Here is a 19,912-nt window from a genome sequence, read left to right on the forward strand (position 1 = left end):
GCGCGAGCCGCCAGGGATATCTTCCCTGTCGGCTCGCGCCTTTTGGTCTGGTAGGGTTCTGGCTGTACGGCAAGGGCGTGTCCTGATCAAGGATTCCCCAGCATTGCTTGCTTTTAGAATGGAGCTGCAATAGCATAATGACTCCAGTAGTACCTTGGTCCCAACTATGAGAATGCGCACGGAAGGAAACTGAGTGATCAGTCGAAACAGATACTCTACAAGAGGACTCATCCAAGGAGAGTCCTCAGTTTGTATTCTTACGCTTACTGCAGCTTCTTCACATTAGCCGCGATTTGATTATTTCTCTCTTCCACCAATTTATCATAGCCATTATCCTTGCGGTATTGAATAAATTCATTCATCGCCTGATCGACTTCGCTATCCGATTTGGCATCCAAGATCTTGGCGATCGTCTGCGCCCAGTTCTGATCGATCTTCTCCTTATTTCTGGAAGATTCTTTAGATAAATATACATCCAGACTCGCTAATTCGAATTGTGGCGCCACGTAATCTTGAGTCCATTTTTTTGGTTGCTGCAAAGCCTTCGGGAACTGAGAAATCCCCATTTGCCGGGAGAGCAGAGCGCTATCCTGCAGCCATAGATGAGTGGTCAAGCCAACCTTCTTCTCGAAGCCGGCAGGATCGGTCTGTTTGAATTCCAGCAGATCTGGATTCAAGACAGGCTTTCCGTCCTTGATGGTGTAGGTTTCGCCCTCACGACCAAAGTTCATGACGTTGTTGCCGTACTCGCTGACTAAATAAGTCACCAATTCCATCGCCTTTTGTGGATTCTTGGCATTCTTGGTAATAAAGGTTTGGGTCCAGCCTTCAATGGAAGTGCCCGGCAATACGGTTTTATTTCCTATCGTAGAAGCTGGCCCGTTAACGGCAATGTACTCTTTGTCTGGGTGCTCCTTCCCCCACACGGACAACGGATCCGGCTCACCGTTCAGGTCCGAAGCGAAATAGGCAAAGTAGCTGCCATTCGTTAGCCGGGCATCCTTGTCGTCTTTGGTCATCGTAATCATGTCCCGGTCTGCCAGCCCCTTCTGCCGGGCATCAACGAACACTTTAAGCCATTTCTGAAAATCTGCATCCGTATAACGGTCGTAGTATTTGCCGTCTTTCGTCAACATCGGGACTCCGATAAAATCGGCCAGCGTACGATTGAATACTCCGTTCTTCTCAGGGTTTTCTTCTGTGAAAGGGGACACCCCGATCGGAATGACCGTTTTTCCCAGTTCATCCTTCGTGCCCAGCTTCTGCGCGGCTTCCAATGCCGAGATGAATCCTTCCGGCGTGGTCATATCAGGCTTGCCGAGCTGTTCATAAATATCCTTCCGCACCAGAAATGCCTGGTTTCCATAAATACCGCCTTTCTCATAATCTGATTTTGTGTTCGAGAAGTTAGGATACCCGTAAATATGGCCGTCGTCCCTTGTGAAGAACTTGAGCGTTTCCGGCTTGGCTGCTTTATCCAAAAAATAGGGATCATACTTCTTGGCCAGAACATCCAGCGGGATTGCGAATTTATCGGCATCCTTAACAAATGGGTTGTTTCCATCCATTGTAATGATGTCCGGAAGGTCTCCGGAGGCCATCATCGTATTCAGTTTGTCGTCGCTGCCGCCCAAATAAGAGATGCTTACTCCGGTATCCTTTGTTATATATTTGGAAGATACATCATTGCCCCAGGTCTGGGCGAACCAATCGAAATTAATATACCAGTCAAGCTCAGCTGTTGCCTTGTCATTCTTCCAGCTCGGTGTATCTCCATTCACTTTAATCGTCGAATCCGGCAATTCTTCGCTTGTCTTCTTACCGCCGCACCCAGCCAACAAGACAACTAATGCAACCAAAGTCAGAAGGATGATCGATTTCTTCATGTTGTTCTTCCTCGCTTTTATCATTATTCTTTGACTCCTCCGACCAGCATGCCGCTAATAAAGTATTTTTGAAGGAAAGGGTAAATTAGCACAATAGGTAAGGTTGTAACGATCATTGTAGCCTGCTGCAATGATTGTGTCGTAAACGCTTTGGATATATATACCCCCGCTTTGGCAGAGCTGGCAGCGCCTGCGCTCGTCAACAGCTGATACAAATAATATTGAATCGGGTACAGTGCTTTATCCGTCACATACAGCTTTGCTACGAAGAAATCATTCCACTGGTACACTCCATGAAATAAGGCGATCGTCGCCAGTACCGGGAAAGATAGCGGGACTATAATTTTGAAGAACACCTGAAATACATTGGCCCCGTCAATCTTGGCTGATTCTTCAATAGATTCTGGCAAGCTCCTGAAGAAATTCATTAATATGACCATGTCGTAGAAGCTGAATAGCACGGGGATAATGTACACCCAGAAGTTGTTCGCCAAACCGAGCGACTTGACCACCAGAAATGATGGAATCATCCCGCCGTAGAAGAACATGGTGATGATGCCCATACGGATGAATATCTTTCTTCCCAGTAAATAAGACTTGCTCAGAGCATAGGCTGCGGCTCCTGTAATAACCAAGTGTCCGATGACACCGATTACTGTTTTGGCTGCCGTCACTCCAAACGCCCTGTAAATGGTCGTATCCTTCAATATGGTTTCATAGTTTACCAGCGTAAATTTTCTCGGGAATAGATAAATGCCCCCTTTCATCGCGTCATACCCGTTATTGAACGAGAGGGCGACGATATTGATCAAGGGAAATACGATGATGGAAATAAAAAACAGCATGAACAGCACGTTAAAAACGTTAAATATTTTCTCGCCTCTATCCAGCCCCATATAGCTCCCTCCCTTCTAAAAAATTGAACTATCGCTAAGCTTCTTGGTTAAGAAATTGGCTACCAGCAACAGTGTGACCGATACGACGGACGAGAAGATTCCGACCGCAGTCGCGAATGAGAAGTCCCCTTGCGCCAGACCTAAATGATAAACATAAGAGTCAATGACTTCACTGCGCAGCATGTTCGAAGAATTTTGCAGGACGAGAGTCTGATCCAGATTCGCTCCCAGGATCGAGCCTACACGCAGCAAAAACATCAGCACGATAATATTTTTGATGCCGGGAAGCGTGACATACCAGATTCTCTTCAAGATTTTCGCACCGTCGACCTTCGCCGCCTCATATAATGATGGATCAATTCCCGTTATGGCAGCGAGATAAAGAATTGTTCCCCAGCCAACCTCTTTCCAAATATCCGACAGCGTCGCTATCCACCAATAAGCATTCGCATTTGACAGGAAGGAGAGCGGTTCAGATATGAGATGAGTCGACAGCAGGAAGCTATTCAACAGCCCCGTTGAGCCGAGCCAGGATGTAATCATGCCGCCAAGAATAACCCATGACAGGAAGTGCGGTAAATAAGATACCGTTTGCGTAAATTTCTTGAATAATCCTAATCTGATTTGATTGATTAATATGGCCAGGACAATCTCAAGCGGAAAACCGATCAACAGCTTCATCAGGCTGATGCCAAGAGTGTTCGTCAGCACAGTGTAGAAATCTTTGTCCCCCAAAAAGGCTTTGAAATTATCCAGACCTACAAATTCCGAGCCCGCAAAACCGGATAACGGAGAATAATCCTGAAAAGCGATGGTCAATCCGAACATCGGGACAAACGAGAAAACAATCATCAATATAATGCTCGGCCAGACCATGACTTGAAGCTCCCACTGGGATAGAAACTTATGTTTAAATGTGGATTTCATCCGTATACCCCCTCCCTATTCAGGTACAGCATTGTCAGTTCATTCCGAATCATGTAAGCGCTATCCAAAATCTGCTAGCTGATTCGAAAATTTCGAACTTGTGTATGGTTCAGCCCTTTGCATAAACTTGATGCCTTATTTAGGCAAGGATTTTCGAGAATAAAACAGACATTCACCCCAACTTGGAGAAGTCAACCGGAACCCCCAAGAGAGGGAAGTCACTTTGGCATTCTCCAAGAAGGAAGGTCTATTTATTTTGAGGAAATGCAAAACTTGAATCAAAAGAACGTGATCATTTCGGATAAAATGCTTCTAATTCATGACATTTTATCGATATTCTATGGTAAACACGGGATGGTCAAGATCATTGATATATATATTGAATTTTCCCGTTTCAACCGTTTGCTGCAGGCTGGTATCCAAATATTGAAGATCATCCAAGGCCAGAGTCATCTGTACGTTAACTGTCTGATGCGCTGGTACACCTACGACTTGATACTTCTTCATCTCGCGCACAGGACGTACCGCCTTTGAGACAAGATCTTCAATGTATAGGATAGTGATTTCAGAATAGTCATACCCACTTGGATTGCTCACCTGAAAAGAGATCGTCAATTCCTCACCGGCTGTCAGATGATGACGCGAAATTTTAAAATCAGAATACTGCGCACCGGTATAAGTCAGCCCGTGCCCGAATGGGAACAGAGGCCCGATTTCACAATCCTGATACCTGCTGCTGTAGCTTGATTCATTTGCCGGACGGCCTGTGCTGTACTCATTGTAATAGATCGGCGCTTGCGCCGAATGACGCGGGAACGACATCGTTAGTTTCCCCGACGGGGTATCTTGACCTGTAATCAGCTCAGCAATCGCACTGCCGGCCTGTGTACCCGGATACCAGCACCACAAGAGAGCGGGGATATCATCGATAATGTTCTGAAGCGCCAATGGCCGGCCCGAAAAACAGATGCATGCATACGGTTTGTTCGTCTGCTTGACTTCACGTATAAGCTGCTGTTGGCTGGCCTCCAGATCGATATTCACGCTGCTATGCCCTTCACCGCTTAACTCCCAGTGCTCCCCAACCGCCACGACAATATAATCGCTTTGCTCCAACTCAGCTTGAGGACAGTCCTTCAGGGATTCATAGACTTGCAGATCGAATGAATCATCTACCCGCTTCATCCCTTCCGCTAAGGTAACTACATCGTCAAAGCTTCCTTTGCACCGCCAATTGCCTAGCAACTGATTGCTACCGGCAAACGGACCGACAATGATGATCTTTTTGTATTCCTTGCTTATAGGCAGCATTTGTTCATTTTTCAGCAGCACGCAGGTTCTCTTGGCGATGTCCTTAGCATGCTCCAGAAAACGCGGATTCATTAAGACTTCATTCTCACGAGCTTCGTTTACAAAAGGATTTTCAAATAAGCCCATTTCATTTTTAAGCTGCAAAATTTTCAGAACGGCTGCATCTATATCCTGGATCAGCGCCGGGTTCTCTTCTAGAATCTGTTCATAATGCTCAAGATACAAGGTCGAGACCATTTCGATATCAATGCCCGCTTTTAAAGCCATTTCAGCGGCTTCCTTGCCATTGCCGGCAACGCGGTGGTTTTGCAGTTCAGCGACTGCCCCCCAATCTGATATTACGATGTTGTCAAATTGATAGGTGCCTCTTAGGATTTCCTTCATCATCTGCTCACTTGCGCTTACAGGAACCCCGTTGAATGTGTTGAATGAACTCATTACAAATTTTGGCTTCTCTTGAAGGGCTATTTCATAGGGCTTCCCATAATAGGCATAGAATTCTCTCCAGGACATATCGACAGCGTTGTAGTCCTTTCCTCCAATGCCGGCTCCATACGCGGCAAAATGCTTCAAACAGGCCGCTACTCCCGATTCGGCAAACTCTCCGTCCTCGCCTTTCTGATAGCCTCTGATCATCGCCCGTCCAAGATTGCCGGACAGCAGATGGTCCTCGCCAAAGGATTCCATCACTCTTCCCCATCTGGAGTCGCGCACAAGGTCGACCATCGGCGAGAAATTCACATGTATGCCCGCAGCGCGCAATTCTGAAGCGGTATCCGCCGCTGCCTGCTGCACGATTCCCTCATCCCAGGTACAAGAGAGCCCTAATGGTATCGGAAAAATCGTCCTGTATCCGTGTATCGCATCGTGCATGAACAGCAGAGGGATCTTAAGCCGTGACTTCTGCAAATATTTACTTTGAATCAGGTTCGTGATCCTGGCGCTCGACACGCCGATAATACTTCCCATCGTATACAGCGTATCTCCCTCAAGCATATGATCCGGGAAGTCAGGGCCGGTCTCAACCATTTCGCTATCAATTTTGCCGACGTAATGTTCCCCGGTCGTCTGAGAGAGCTGTCCGATCTTCTCAGCGAGCGTCATTTTCTGAAGCAGTTCGATGATTTTCTTGTTGTCCATAAAGCCCCCTTTATTTCCATTCCAGCTTAGGTAAAATATCTTGCTGCAATTCGCACATCTCGTCGATCATTGCACAGGCCTGATAATAAGTCGGAGCCTGAGGATCTAATAGGATCGCCTGCAGTAGCTTCGTCTTGGATTGCTCCACAAAAGCCTCAAGCAACAATTTATGGATCGTTCCCTGAATATGAATCGTTCCGATAAGCGCAGTCGGCAGTTCTACCGTCATCGGCTTCAGCGTAATTCCTCTGCCATTAACGATCGCCTGGGTCTCAACAACCATATCGTCAGGAAGTCCCTTGATCGCACCGTGGTTCGGTAAATTGACCGCGTTCAGTTCAATCTCATCATCGAAGAAAATCGCCTCAATGATCGGAACTGCATATTCATTGCTGCGGCAAACCTTCTGCTTATCGAAAATATAGGACTCTTCGACCCAGAGCTCCTGCGTCTGAATCTTCGAGAACAAGCCTTGATCCAGATTGTTACCGCTTGCACAGTATACGAAATCAGGGGTTCTCGAATCCTTCTCCCACAGCTTCTCGCGGATTGGATCATAACGGTATTGCAAGGACAAGCCAGCATAGAAATCCTCTCCATAAGAGATATATTCACCCACATGGTTGGTGCCTGGATAAGGGTAATATCCATAAGTGCGGTACATCGTTCTGGATAGCGCGACATGATCGAATTGCGCCAGACGGTTGGCCTTTTTCTCCTTCTCATCAAATAACGGATAAAGATCCTCACCCGTTTTCTTGTTCCAGATCTTGGTGAAGAAGCCGAAGTGATTCAAGCCCCCGCCTTCCATCCCGATATCGGCGATATCCATCTCCAGAAATTGGGACAGCTGCTCGATCCCCATATCCAGTCCATGGCATAGACCGACGACTTTGATCGAGGTAAGCTTCGAGATAGCCTCAACCAATTTCGCTTCAGGATTCGTATAGTTAATGAACCAGGCGTCTGGGCAGACACGTTCCATCGTGCGGGCGATTTCGAGCATCGGTCCCAGATTTCGCAGTGTATGGAACATCGAACCAGGGCCGCCGTTCTCACCGTAAATTTGCTTGCTGCCGAAGCGGCGAGGAATATGGAAGTCCTGCGACCAATAGAAGTAGCGATTCACCTCGATCGCCACGATGACGAAATCAGCCGCCTGCAGAGCTGCTTCCAAGTTGGTCGTCTGCCAAATGTTCGCTGGATGTGAGAAGGCGGTAAACATATCTGTTGCATATTTATAGGTTCTCGCCACATTCTCTTCTTCAATGTCCATCAGAGCGATCTCCAGTTCTACCTGAGTCTTCAAACGCTCGGACAACACCATATCCTGAAGTGCCCCCAAAGCAAAGGACACGCTGCCAGCTCCAATTAACGCAACTTTCATTTTCTTCATGTTGTTCATGCTCCTTTATTGTTTTTTAACGCCATGTACCCCGCCCCAATCACGCCTGCATCAGGGCCGAATTTAGGCAAGACTACCTTGACTTTGTCGCTTAAATGCTCAAATACTTTGGTTTTAGCGCTTTCAATAATTTTATCTATCAACCATTGGTTGTTGTGAATGACCGCTCCTCCAATGACAAATATATCCGGATCGATCGTCTGCATTAATGAAGCAATCGCGTTGGAGAAGTACTCAACCCAGGCATTCACGACACCTGCCGCCTTCTCGTCATGCTGCCTGTATTTCTCGAACAATAAATGCGCTGTAGCCTCGCTGCCGTACAGATTTTTGCTCTCTTTCTCCAGGGCTCTGCCGCTGCACAGAGCTTCGAGCGTGCCGGGATGCAATGTCGAATGGCTCTTGCCGTTATCAGATATAACCATGCTGCCAATCTCTCCGGCATAACCATGCGCACCGTGGAGAACCTCGTTGTTCAGAACGATTCCGCTGCCGATCCCCGTACTGACCGTAATATAGATCGATTGATCATACGCCTGGGACGCGCCATGCTCTGATTCAAGCAGAGTCACGACATTTACATCATTCTCGAAATGAACTTCATAACCGGGAAAAAAACGCTTTATAAATTCGGTATGAACCCCTTCCAGGCAGGGAACGTTGGTCGCATCGCATATAATCTCGGTTCGCTCCTTCCAAGGAACAGGCAAGGCAATCCCTATCTTGTCAGCCGTCTTGTGATGATCCACTTTCTCGATCACTTGCTTGACATAGTTGAAAACTTCATCAGCGCTTAGGAACTCGCTAGTTAATGCCGTCTCTTTTCGAACCAATTCCAACTGCTCATTCACTAACCCGACTCGTATATTCGTTCCTCCAATATCCACTCCAATGACGCTGTTACTCATAATTTGTACTCCTCAGTTTTTATCGCTGCTTAATATATTTCGCTGCCTCCGAATCCAGGAAGAAATCAATATGTTCATAACCGAGCAGCTCCTGAGCAGGCAGCTTCGCTTCTGAATTTGTAAATATTTCTTTGACGATCCCGGCTTTGCGTTCACCGGTCACCGCTACAATCACTCTCTTGCTGTCCGCCACCTGACTTAGACCCAAGGTGATTCCTCTGTCCAATGCAGTAGGCTGACGGAAATATTTCTGGGCCACGGTCTTGGTCGTCTCCGACAAATCTACGACACTGCTATGATCCAGCATCGGACAGCCTGGCTCATTCAAGCCGATATGGCCATTCATTCCAACCCCCATTAAACTGAAAGTTATGGGATGTCGATCGATAAAGCGGTCGATTCTCAGACATTCCTGCTCCAAATCTGGCGCCGTCCCATCAAAGAATTCGATCTGACGGGGGTCCAAATGGACAAGCGAGAATAAATCCTGATTCAGCATTTGATAGCAGCTGCCCTCAGACTCTCTGCTTATTCCGGCCCACTCGTCCAGGCTGACAATTTTAAGCTGCTGAATCCTAGCATGAATCTCGGCGTCTCCGGCAAATTTCAAGTAGCTTTTCTGTGGTGTGCTGCCTGACGCCAAGCAGAACACTGGATGCTCATGCGATAGATGCTCTTTCATCTCTCTGGCAATGGCATCCGCGACTTCCTCTTCGGTTGCAAAAATCTTAATCATCACGTTCACTTCCTATCCGGAAATTACTTTTATCATCTCATCCTGAAGCGAGAGTACGGCAGCTCCGACAGCCGTCGAATGATGCGAATCACTGTAAGTTATCGTTGGAGTCCACTCCACATACTGCCCGACATAATATCTTGTTCGCTCAAGAATCCGTTCGGGAAACAGCGCTACCGTCTTGCCACTGATAATAATCTGGTCGATGTCGAGCACGCTGATGATATTAATCATTGCCAGGGCAAGATGCTTGCCTACATAATCTGCGCACGCTTCGATGTCTGATTCAGAGCTAAGATCATAGCTACTCAACAAATGCTGAATCCCCAGCTTGCTCTCCAGCCAGCCGACGGAGGACGGTGATCTTCTGTACTCCGGGTCAAAGCACATATACTCCAGCTCACCCGCGCTTGCATTGAATCCTCTATGCAGCTCCTTATTGATAATCAGGCCGCCCCCGATCCCGTCTCCTACTGCGATATGGACCAGATCAGCCAGCGCTTTCCCGGAGTTCTCCAGATTGCGGAATTCAGCCACCGTAGAAGCGTTTACATCGTTCTCAAGGAAAATAGGCAAATCAACCCGGTTAATCAGATTCTCGATGATAGGCTCATAATTGTAATCCTGCTCCTTATTGTCCTGAATCCTCATTCTGATCGTTTTCTTCCTTGTGTTTATCGCCCCGTCGACCCCGATACCGATACCCAAGACTACGCTGTTCGTTTTCTTTGCTACATTCTTCATACGCAAAATGATGTCTTCAAAAATCGAGATAAACTGCTCACTATAAAACGGAATATCCGTCTCAATGGAGTATGAATTGATAATTTTGCTGTATAGATTGATAAGCAAAGCAGTAATTCTGTTGCCTATGATTTGAATTCCGACGGTTACATAGCTGTTCTCATTAAATCGGTATACCGTTCTTTTTCTTCCCAAGCCGCCAGAGCCTTCCCGGCTTTCTCCAGTAGCAGTCAACAGTCCGATCTCTTCAAAGAAATTGACGATCTTACTTACGGTTACAAAGCTCATCGCCGTCTTCTCCGCGATTTCGACCTTCGCCAATTCCGGATTCTGCATCACAATATCAAAAATGATCTTTCTATTCTCATCCTTAATGTCATTCGGCAAAAACGACTTCATTCTGTCACTCCTTTCGATTTATTCAATACAATTAATTAATGTTGTTAAATAATTAGAGGAAAATATAAAGGTCATAACTGACCTTTACACAACATTATATACATACTGTTCTCTGTGTCAATAGGCATAATTCAGACCTAAGTGATAAGCTTGGTTCAGCAGCATTTCGAAATGACCGGGATTTGAATCCAGGGTCTCATATAAGAATTCAACCTTGGAATTGGAAACACCGCAATAATCTGCAATTCCCACATTCAGTAAATGAGTAATCATTTCATCATAGTTGCGCTTTTTCATCTGTTCTTTCGAAACGCCGGCCAAACCAATCCACAAGACATGCTGATGATGCAGGTAATTCGAACCGTACGCAAACCCATTGTTCCATACACGGTCAATATACCCCTTCAGCATAGCCGGCAAATGCCACCACCAAAGTGGAAAAATAAATGCCAACGCATCATGCTCCTTCATCCGCCTTATTTCCATTTCTACTTCAGGGGAAAAAGACTGTTCCGCAACTGACCAATCGGGTTCATCTGCTCCTTTTAAAACAGGATCAAAACCAATCCCGTGCAAATCCAATATCTCATAATCGTGGCCAGCCTCGACAAGACCTTGTACGAAACGACCGGCCACCTCAAAGGTCAAGGAATCTTTTCTTGGGTGTGAAACAACGATTAATACTTTCATGCTTCTTCACTACCTTTCTCAACAGCTAACTTCTAGGAATGATCAATGGTTGATGCTATTATAAACAATAGGAAAATGATCTGGAAGTACGCACTTTTAAGTTCTATAGGATGATACAGGTGCCATAGGAACATGGAAGTACCCTAGGTAAATTCCCTAGAAACTGACCTGAGTAACGAATTAAAGTGATGGATTGTTTTAAGTAAACGTAGCCTTCTAAAGGAGGATTAAGGGATGACTGAACAGATAAAAAATAGGGTTCAAAAGAAGTATCAGGTTGGAGTGGAAGCGGCTTTAGAAGTGATGGGAGGAAAATGGAAGCCTTTAATTATCTACCATCTGATGACAGGACGGAAACGAACGTCTGAGCTTCGTCGGTTAATGCCCGGCATTACTCAAAAAATGCTGACCACTCAGCTCAGAGGCCTGGAAAAGGATGAGATCGTTACACGAAAGGTTTATAATGAGATCCCTCCTAAAGTGGAGTATGAGTTAACGCACTACGGCTGGGGATTAAAACCCGCGCTAGACCATTTATGCTATTGGGGAGAGGATCACCTGGAAAAGATCCATGGAGACAAATCCAAGGTTTTGGAAGAATTCCAGGGTTGCTGTATAGAGTAAATTTAAGTTGTTAATTAGCTCCAAGTTCATGAAAACTGCCCGTCGTCAATTGACGACCGAGCAGTTTTTTTATTTAATATCTCTTATTTAGAAAATGATTTGAAGTTACACACTTTTGAGTTTGTATGATCTATTAACCATTTCTGAAGCTGCAAACATGATACCAAACAACAGAAGCAAAATAATAGGCACCATAAACATGCCAAATTGACTAGCAATCAATCCCATTAATAATGGAATCAGCGTAGAACCCGCATAGGCACTTGCCATTTCCAGCCCAATTACACTGGAAGAAGCCTTTTCCCCGAAACGTACCGGTGTTGCGTGTACAATGCTAGGATAGATTGGCGCTCCACCTAACCCCACAATAAACAGGGCGCCTGCGGCTACCCAATATGATACAGGTAAAACAAGGATGAAAAGCCCCAAACACCCCATTAATCCCCCATATCGAATCAGATTTTTACTGGATACTTGTGTAGAAAGAAACCCTGAAAAAACACGCCCAATTATAATTCCTATAAAAAAGCAGGATGTGAAGGCTGCTGCTGTTCCGGCAGATACTCCTTTGCTTTCTATGAAAAAGGATGCCATCCATAAGCCCGCTGCTGTTTCGGACCCATTATAACAGAGCATTGCGAGCATGGACATTTTGACACCTCTGATGCCCAAAGCTTCTCTGTTGCTCACTAATTTCTTTTCGTCACCTACATCTGATCTTCCATTTTCAAAAATTCTCCATAGCGGAAGAGAAAACAACAATACTACAACGATTACAGCAAGTATCGCCCCTACTGTAAGATAACCTGCACGCCAGTTATTCCCTTCATTCAGCCAAAATGATATTAATATAGGACCCGTCATTGCTCCAATTCCCCAAAAACAATGCAGCCAATTCATATGCTTTGCTTTAAAATGAAGGGCTATATAGTTGCTTAATGCAGCATCTACAGAGCCTGCTCCGAATCCTAACGGAATCGCCAAAAGTATTAGAAAAGCGAAATGATTGGAGAACGAAAATCCAAGCAATGCAAGTGTTGTCGATAATATACTGAATAAAGTTACCTTACCCGTCCCAAATTTGTGTAATAATCTGCTTGCAAAAAGACTGGATATCACCGTACATAGCGAGACCGTTAATGCGATATAACCGGCCATTTCTGTTGTTGCACCAATATCAGATTTCATAACCGACCATGCACTGCCAAGCAGAGCATCTGGCAGTCCAAGACCTATGAATGCGATATAAATAATTATCAGCAGCAGTGTGACCAAGTTCCTATCTCCCCATTTTATTAAAAATTAATATACTCATTCAACGGTTTTACGAGATATGCATTATTCGGCAATTTATCTGTGGTCACGTATCCTGGCTCACTATTAATCAGCGCTGGAATACGATTCACAAGGTTTGCACAGGTTAACTGTACTGTTGCCGGACGATCTACGTTAATTGTTACTTCGGGCTCACCATAAAAAGACCATTCGTTCTTGTCAAACTCTTCAGGTGCGTAAACTTTGCCTATACACTGGGTCTCAATAACAATCCCCTCTGCGGTTTCGGTTGTAACCACAGCCGCCATGCCGGTTGCGTTGCCAGCTTTAACCGTCATGCCAAGCGTGGAGGATTCAAGATCCCTATCATGTGTCATAGGAATACACTTTTGGGTTTGCGATATAGGAGTAAGCCCCATTCTACTGCACAACCAGCCGTTTTGGTACCACATATAGCTTGGCGTAACTTCGCCATTTTCGATTTTTTCCCTTATTTCATTAGAATTCAAGTCGTTGAATTTACCAATTTGCTCAGCGAATTCAGTAGGAGTAAGACCAGCTCCATGCCCTTCGGCTAAAGCTATACCGTAGTCCTCAACATTATAACTGCTGATTCCTTTGATTTTTGTGATTTTATGCAAGGAGCCTGCAAGGGTATCCACCAACACTCCCCAATACATATCGGGATAACCACTGCCTGAAAGCGTACAATTATTATTTTTTGCTAATTCATCAAGCTCCTCTGTGACTGCAGGCGAAGAAATCCAGGGATAAAGTGATTCCTCAGCAGTTGAAATCGCGTTTACGCCATTTTTAGCACAAACCGTAAGTGCCGTCTTGATATCTGCCATTGTACTTAATGTCGCAATAACACACACATCCGGTTTGAGTTCCGAGAGTACCTGATCCGCATCCTTTATATCTGAAACCTTAACCCCAAGTGTTCTGCCATAACCGATGACTTCACCGATGTCCTTTCCGATGACTGCGGGATTCACATCAAACGCCGCCACGATATCCGCACCTTTTTCAAGCAAGTATCTCATCAGGTACACGCTCATCTTGCCGCAACCGTACTGCGCTGCTCTTACTTTACGTTCCATAAATCCTTCCTCCTTAGTAAAAAATACAAATTGGTTTAGGCTATACCCCAAATATAAACCTTACTGTTACAATAAGGTCAAATGATATTTTTATATGCTATCCTTCCTTTGTTGTCACTGGGATCTGTATTTTATAAAGCATACTGCGTGAGAGGTTATCAAACATCGGGAACTCGGCGATCACTTCACAAATGTAATCCCCTGCAATGATGAAACCAGCATCTGTAATGTAATTTAGTAATTGTTCGGCATACTCGGACTCTTTGAAAATGGTCTCTGAGCAAATGTTTACATACATCCCGCCAGGAAGAATCTCAACTTTAGCAGGGATTTCAAAGTCATCCTCCACAAACACGAAAACTTCATTTGAATAAAGCATACGCTCTTCAATGTATGGTCTGCGTATTATTGTTCCTATATTACACAAATAGCTTGCAGGCAGTTTTTTCTCTACTAAGCCTGTTTTTAATTCCGAAAGCATAATTTCATAACCTGAATCCTCCTGGTCAAAGAAGTTTACACTTGATGTGTGCACATATATTTTTCTGGGTGGAAGATGCTCATGGAATATGGTGGGTCCTTGTGGGAGTGACTTATATCTTTCATAATTATTTAAGGTTCTTGAAATCATGTACCTGCTCTGATTAAGACGACGAACAGATTCGTCAATAAAATCCAGTTGCGTCTTTAGAGAACTTTGGATATCCTCTATATTTGCTGTCTCAAACTGCTGTTTTATCTGTTTGAGCGACATCCCACAAATTTTTAAACGATGAATCATATCCAGCCTTGCGCTTTGGTTGATATGATAGTATCGATATCCGCTATCCGGGTCTGTATAATATGGAGTAAGTAAACCTTCAGCCTCATAATGCCGTAATGTTTGCCGTGTAATATGATTGAGTTCCGCCATTTGTCCAATGGTAAGCTTTTGTATATTCATCTCTTCATCCTCAACTTATTGTAAATTATCGTTTGACTTATCTATACCGTACTTATTTATATCAAAACATCATTCTTTATTGTATCTTCAATTATTAAGAAACTCTAATTACATTATGTAAGAATACGGAGATTGCATAAATATTTCATTTGGAGACGATGCTATCGACATACAGCATTTCGGCAGTACCTCGGTACAAGGGATGTTTGCAAAGCCGATTATCGATGTCTTGGTTGGTGTGAAAACGCCAAGAACATGCCTATAATCTTGCTGTTGTCATTTGGAATGGCGAGCAATGGATAAATAATCTTCTCATCAGAAATTACTTAAGAGATAACCCGCATGTAGCCAAGCAATATGCTGAAAAAAAACTCAACGCTATCCATAAAGGATATACTACACTGCTCTCTTATTCAGACGAAAAAGCCGATTACGTATCCAATTTACTCGAACAAGCTAAGAAAAGCATTGGATAAGCCATGGTATCGGTTTGGGGCCAGATCCGAATTCCGTGTTAAATATCTCTAAATATTTAATAGCCTTTTGCGAATTAAAGTTTGGAAGACAAATGAATATGCCGCCATCATGTTGTGAATCTGATTTTTGCATCATGTCGCAAAGGGAAGTGAATATTTCCCATACAATCGACTGGCACATGTTTTGTCGGAAAACAAAGGTTTCAGGGAAGCACAAAGGTTGACGAAAGCTCAATAAAATAGTTGAAGGCAGTTGACTTTTTTGGGTCAGCTTCCTTTTATTAACTAACGTAGGCAGTACCGGTATAACTGGTACTGCCTACAGGTTTGGAATGCTACAACCTTGTAGCACTTATCTTGAGCATGATGGCTTATTTGAAAATACTTAGTCCAACTCCAATCAGATAAGGTACTAACCACAATCCCCAAACTGCCAAGCTAAGCTTATGGAATTGATCGATCTGCTTTTTGTTCTTTCTCCATAAAACAATTGTTGCCCATATTGCATGAATTAGCATCAACACAAGGGCGACCATGCCTGTAATACCATGTAAATTAATTTCTTTGCTTGGATTCAGCTGCCCCATAAAGCCAGTACCTATTCCATCGAATAATAAACCGAAAAGGAAGAAAACAAGATGCTTCGGTTTCAACCGGCCTGAAATTCTTTCAGCCCAAACACCGATAGTATAAGCAACCAATGCCAAGTTAATAAACAGAACTGCGAAAAAAAGCAACATAATTTCCTCCTAATTAGTTTTATTGATTAGTCATGATTGATTAATACAAAGGTGATTATAAATCGCATATTATGATTAGTCAATACTGACTAATCATAATGTATGTTTTCAATTTTTGGTAATATTCAGACTAAAGCCAACACAAAAAAAGCAGGTTTTGCGCTGCAGCGCAAAACCTGCTATGAACTGTAAGAATCGAACGAGATTCTATTCTTTTTTTAATTCTTCAATAACAGATTGCAACCAGTTCCTCTCAGCCTGTTTGCATACAAGATGATGCTTGAACGATAAATCAATCCCTCTTGAGAACTTATGTTTAGGTATTTGCTGCAATTCTTCGATTTGTTCGGTTAGACCACTCAAACGCAGCAAGAGACAATCGATCGCTTCTTCCTTGGATAGATGGTCTATGAACATAAGTCCAATATCGCCCTTGAAGGACGTGATGTCCTGTTCAGACAGGTTTCCACGAAGAAGCAAGTAAAATTCCTCTTCCCCGGCCGGAGTAATGGAATATACCTTTCTTGGCGGACGGTTTCCATTCTGGTCCTCACGTACACTGATTAAGCCTGCAGCATTCAGCTTGTCCAAAATGGCGTAAGCTGTAGCTTTTTTCATGGAGGCAATCCGGCTCAAGTTTTTATCGATAAATTCATTAATTTGATAACCATGTAAACTTTGGGACTTTAATATTCCAAGTAATAGCAGTGTTCTTTCGTCCATAGCCTTCTCCTTCTGATCATTCCAATTTATTAGTATATATTACAGTAATTTCATTATTTAATAAAGTTTCATCGAATAATATCAATCCGGCAGTCAATCGCTAACAACAAGCCTTGCAACTAGTCAAGTAACCAGCATGAAAAATTTTTTCGCAGCATCCCAAACTAAAGTTAATCATTCAAGCTTCGCGGCTTTGAAAATGCGTCCAGCCGTTTAATGACTGGGGTTGTGGCATATTGGTAAAATGGAAGTGTCGAGCTTACCATTCCAAACAGAAAGTGGTAACCCTATGTTACACTACTACACCCTGCCTGAAAAGTGTAAAGAACGCAAAGGATGATAAAGCCATCGATCTTTTGCTGGCGGAAAAGGCTCCTCTGGAGCAACTTTCCTCTTCATCTTGCATCTCTTTATCGGGATACAGTTAAAATGCAAATAAGGATCAGCCATGAAACATTGACTGATCCTTATAGACATCATTGAAATCTGTAAGGGTATACCTGTTCTATCACGAAATTAATCTATAAACGAATAAATAACCGCTTCGTGGGGGCGTAATCGCAAACAAATCCCGTCATCCTCCACCCTGTCCTTCGACGGAGGTCCATCATAATTACCCAATAAGACCTGAGCATGTTCAAATCTTTCCTTCCATGGGGCAGGAAGTTCATAAAGCTGCTGTACGTCGGAATGGTTCAGGACAACAAGCCAGGTTTCCTCTTCGAGACTGCGCGTATAAGCATATACGTGAGCTTCTCCAATGGACTGATCGGCATAATCGCCATACACCATGACTTTATGCATTTTACGCAGGCAGATCAATCGCTGATAATACGCGTAGATGGAGTCTGGCGCTGCCAGATCACGCTCCACGTTGATCTCTGCATAATTGAAATTAGACTGAATCCACGGCTGTCCCGTAGTAAATCCGGCATGCTGTTCCCCATTCCACTGCATAGGAGTCCGGGAGTTGTCCCGGCTCAGCGGCTGCAGATCCCTCAGCACCCGCACAGGCTCCTCTCCCTTATCTACCGCTTCCCTGTATTTGTTGTGCATCGCGATGTCGCGGTAATCGTCGATCGAAGGGAAATGGACTCCTGTCATTCCAATCTCCTCACCTTGGAATACATAAGGTGTCCCGGGCAGCGTATGAATCATCGTTGCCAGCAGCTTCGCTGATTCCACGCGATACGCCCCGTCATTTCCATAACGGGTCACCTGTCTCGTATGATCGTGGTTGTTCAGGAATTGCGAATTCCAGCCCTCGCGCCGGAAGGCTTCATGCCAGGTGGCCTGAATATGGCGGAATCGGGCCAAATTCCATACAGGCATGTCGTCCGCTACCTGGAAATGGAACAGCGTATGCAGCTCCTGTCGGCTCTCCGCTACATACAGCAGGCCATCCTCGGGAGTAACGAACGGAATTTCCCCTACCGTCATGATGTCGTAATGCCGAAGTACCTCCCTGTTCATTTCCTGCAAATAATCATGAATGCCCGGATTATTTCCCAGGTAGTCGATATGTTCGGGCCGTTCCGCATCAGGAAATCCCCGTACCTTGGCCAGCAGATTGATCACATCCATTCGAAAGCCGTCAATACCCTGATCAAGCCAGAAACGCATCATGCGGTATACCTCTCGCCGCAGCTCTGCATTCTCCCAATTAAGGTCAGGTTGTTCCTTCGCAAACGAATGGAAGTAGTATTCCCCTGTTCGTTCATCTTGCGTCCAGGCAGACGGCTCGAAATACGAACGCCAGTTGTTCGGCGGTCCTCCCGCATTTCCTGGCTTCCATATGTACCAGTCACGCTTCGAATTGTCCAGCGATGAACGCGATTCCTCGAACCATGGATGCTCGGAGGAAGTATGATTGACCACCAGATCCATGATGAGCTTCATGTCCAACTCGTGTACCTTGATCAGCAGTTTCCTGAAATCCTCCATCGTGCCCGCTTTGGGCATGATCCGATAATAATCGGAGATATCGTATCCGTTGTCTTTGTCAGGTGACTCATAAATCGGATTAAGCCAGATCACGTCAATGCCCAGCCCCTTGATGTAATCGAGCTTCTGCATTAATCCCTGCAGATCGCCGTAACCGTCACCGTTCGCATCCATGAAGCTGCGCCAGTAGACCTGGTAAACAACGGCCTCTTTCCACCATACACGGTTGATTGTACGACTGTCGTTATAACACATGTATTGCCCTCCCATATATTCTGCATAAAGCGGCAAAGTAACTGTCAGAGAAGCACATGGCTATCAGCATCCAAACGCCTGCAGCGTTTCTTCAAGAAACGACAGGTTCACCCCCCCGGTATCCTTCATAACAACATCTGCTCCTGCAGGTTTAAGTACGTTCTCTTCCCCTATTCCGATCGCAATCATGCCTGCAGCCTTGATAGCCTGAATGCCTGCTTGGGCATCCTCAATGCCGATGCAGCGTGAGGCTTCTGCTCCCACCTCAACGGCTCCGCGCAGGAACAGGTCGGGGGCAGGCTTGCCATGTGCGACGGAATCCGGGTGAACAACATATTGAAACAATGATTCAAGACCGAGTGCTCGCAGAATTTGCGGCGCATTCTTGCTCGCTGAAGCGATCACAGCAGGGATGCCGGCTGACCGTAATTCAAGCAGCAACTCTCGGATACCCGGATAAGTATGTTCCGGTGTCAAGGAATCGAGCAACGAGACATAATGTTCGTTTTTGCGGCGGGCAAAGTCAGCTTTTTCCGCCTGAGAATAGCTTTGATCTTGGCCTCCGAGCTGAAGGATGCGTTCCAGGGATTGCATGCGACTGATTCCTTTCAGCTGCTCGTTAAATTCCTTGTCGAACGGAATACCGAGTTCTTGCCCAAGTTGCTTCCAAGCAATGTAATGATATTCCGCCGTATCCGTTATCACTCCATCCAAATCAAAAATAACGGCTTCGATTGTGCACTCCCTGTATAATGGATTCTCGTGAGCGGTATTTCCTTTCACCTAT

General features: G+C 44.9%; 19 protein-coding genes. 3 read left to right on the plus strand and 16 right to left on the minus strand.

Annotated elements, in window-relative coordinates:
• Window positions 1-263 precede the first annotated feature (263 nt).
• The 9 genes from B4V02_RS12485 to B4V02_RS12525 form a co-directional block, all read right to left on the minus strand.
• Window positions 264-1,886 carry a type 2 periplasmic-binding domain-containing protein gene (locus B4V02_RS12485; RefSeq protein ID WP_244188506.1) on the minus strand — a complete coding sequence of 541 codons (1,623 nt, stop codon included), beginning with the start codon at window positions 1,884-1,886 and terminating at the stop codon, window positions 264-266.
• Window positions 1,887-1,909: 23 nt separating this feature from the next.
• Window positions 1,910-2,782 carry a carbohydrate ABC transporter permease gene (locus tag B4V02_RS12490; protein WP_094155015.1) on the minus strand — a complete coding sequence of 291 codons (873 nt, stop codon included), beginning with the start codon at window positions 2,780-2,782 and terminating at the stop codon, window positions 1,910-1,912.
• Between the two features lie 15 nt (window positions 2,783-2,797).
• Entirely contained in the window at window positions 2,798-3,709 is a 912-nt protein-coding gene (locus B4V02_RS12495; RefSeq protein WP_094155017.1) for an ABC transporter permease, read from the minus strand.
• Between the two features lie 327 nt (window positions 3,710-4,036).
• Window positions 4,037-6,160 carry a glycoside hydrolase family 3 N-terminal domain-containing protein gene (locus B4V02_RS12500; protein WP_094155018.1) on the minus strand — a complete coding sequence of 708 codons (2,124 nt, stop codon included), beginning with the start codon at window positions 6,158-6,160 and terminating at the stop codon, window positions 4,037-4,039.
• Between the two features lie 10 nt (window positions 6,161-6,170).
• On the minus strand, window positions 6,171-7,556 hold the full coding sequence (locus B4V02_RS12505) for a family 4 glycosyl hydrolase (protein WP_094155019.1): 1,386 nt from the start codon (window positions 7,554-7,556) through the stop codon (window positions 6,171-6,173).
• Window positions 7,557-7,561: 5 nt separating this feature from the next.
• Entirely contained in the window at window positions 7,562-8,473 is a 912-nt protein-coding gene (locus B4V02_RS12510) for an ROK family protein (RefSeq protein ID WP_094155021.1), read from the minus strand.
• A 19-nt stretch (window positions 8,474-8,492) separates the two neighbouring features.
• Window positions 8,493-9,209 (minus strand): 6-phosphogluconolactonase, encoded by a 717-nt coding sequence (locus B4V02_RS12515; protein ID WP_094155022.1) that lies wholly within the window; start codon window positions 9,207-9,209, stop codon window positions 8,493-8,495.
• A 12-nt stretch (window positions 9,210-9,221) separates the two neighbouring features.
• A complete protein-coding gene (locus tag B4V02_RS12520) occupies window positions 9,222-10,352 on the minus strand; it encodes an ROK family protein (RefSeq protein ID WP_094155023.1) in 1,131 nt (376 codons plus the stop codon).
• Window positions 10,353-10,469: 117 nt separating this feature from the next.
• Window positions 10,470-11,042 carry an NAD(P)H oxidoreductase gene (locus tag B4V02_RS12525; RefSeq protein ID WP_094155025.1) on the minus strand — a complete coding sequence of 191 codons (573 nt, stop codon included), beginning with the start codon at window positions 11,040-11,042 and terminating at the stop codon, window positions 10,470-10,472.
• Window positions 11,043-11,276: 234 nt separating this feature from the next.
• Between B4V02_RS12525 and B4V02_RS12530 the strand changes: the two genes are divergently transcribed.
• Window positions 11,277-11,666: a winged helix-turn-helix transcriptional regulator gene (locus B4V02_RS12530; RefSeq protein WP_094155027.1), complete on the plus strand. Its 390-nt coding sequence runs from the start codon at window positions 11,277-11,279 to the stop codon at window positions 11,664-11,666.
• Window positions 11,667-11,771: 105 nt separating this feature from the next.
• On the opposite strand, the gene B4V02_RS12535 is transcribed toward B4V02_RS12530, so the two are convergent.
• From B4V02_RS12535 to B4V02_RS12545, 3 genes are all read right to left on the minus strand, one after another.
• Window positions 11,772-12,941: an MFS transporter gene (locus tag B4V02_RS12535; protein ID WP_157739737.1), complete on the minus strand. Its 1,170-nt coding sequence runs from the start codon at window positions 12,939-12,941 to the stop codon at window positions 11,772-11,774.
• A 20-nt stretch (window positions 12,942-12,961) separates the two neighbouring features.
• On the minus strand, window positions 12,962-14,044 hold the full coding sequence (locus B4V02_RS12540; protein ID WP_094155030.1) for an NAD(P)H-dependent amine dehydrogenase family protein: 1,083 nt from the start codon (window positions 14,042-14,044) through the stop codon (window positions 12,962-12,964).
• A 97-nt stretch (window positions 14,045-14,141) separates the two neighbouring features.
• Window positions 14,142-14,987, minus strand: a complete 846-nt coding sequence (locus B4V02_RS12545; RefSeq protein WP_094155031.1) for a MerR family transcriptional regulator — start codon at window positions 14,985-14,987, stop codon at window positions 14,142-14,144.
• Between the two features lie 202 nt (window positions 14,988-15,189).
• Here B4V02_RS12545 and B4V02_RS27000 point away from each other — a divergent pair, with 202 nt between their 5' ends.
• Together B4V02_RS27000 and B4V02_RS27005 are read left to right on the plus strand one after the other, a co-directional pair.
• A complete protein-coding gene (locus B4V02_RS27000; protein ID WP_094156996.1) occupies window positions 15,190-15,252 on the plus strand; it encodes a hypothetical protein in 63 nt (20 codons plus the stop codon).
• A gap of 34 nt (window positions 15,253-15,286) precedes the next feature.
• Entirely contained in the window at window positions 15,287-15,463 is a 177-nt protein-coding gene (locus B4V02_RS27005; protein ID WP_341865691.1) for a GrpB family protein, read from the plus strand.
• Between the two features lie 371 nt (window positions 15,464-15,834).
• On the opposite strand, the gene B4V02_RS12560 is transcribed toward B4V02_RS27005, so the two are convergent.
• The 4 genes from B4V02_RS12560 to pgmB form a co-directional block, all read right to left on the minus strand.
• Window positions 15,835-16,203: an HsmA family protein gene (locus B4V02_RS12560; RefSeq protein ID WP_007430601.1), complete on the minus strand. Its 369-nt coding sequence runs from the start codon at window positions 16,201-16,203 to the stop codon at window positions 15,835-15,837.
• Between the two features lie 207 nt (window positions 16,204-16,410).
• Window positions 16,411-16,926: a PadR family transcriptional regulator gene (locus B4V02_RS12565; protein ID WP_007430600.1), complete on the minus strand. Its 516-nt coding sequence runs from the start codon at window positions 16,924-16,926 to the stop codon at window positions 16,411-16,413.
• Window positions 16,927-17,442: 516 nt separating this feature from the next.
• Window positions 17,443-19,125, minus strand: a complete 1,683-nt coding sequence (locus B4V02_RS12570; RefSeq protein ID WP_279628277.1) for a glycoside hydrolase family 13 protein — start codon at window positions 19,123-19,125, stop codon at window positions 17,443-17,445.
• 63 nt (window positions 19,126-19,188) lie between these two features.
• Entirely contained in the window at window positions 19,189-19,908 is a 720-nt protein-coding gene (gene pgmB / locus B4V02_RS12575) for a beta-phosphoglucomutase (protein WP_094155033.1), read from the minus strand.
• Window positions 19,909-19,912 lie beyond the last annotated feature (4 nt).

Origin of the sequence: Paenibacillus kribbensis, assembly GCF_002240415.1 — a bacterium.
In the GTDB taxonomy this organism is placed as follows: domain Bacteria; phylum Bacillota; class Bacilli; order Paenibacillales; family Paenibacillaceae; genus Paenibacillus; species Paenibacillus kribbensis.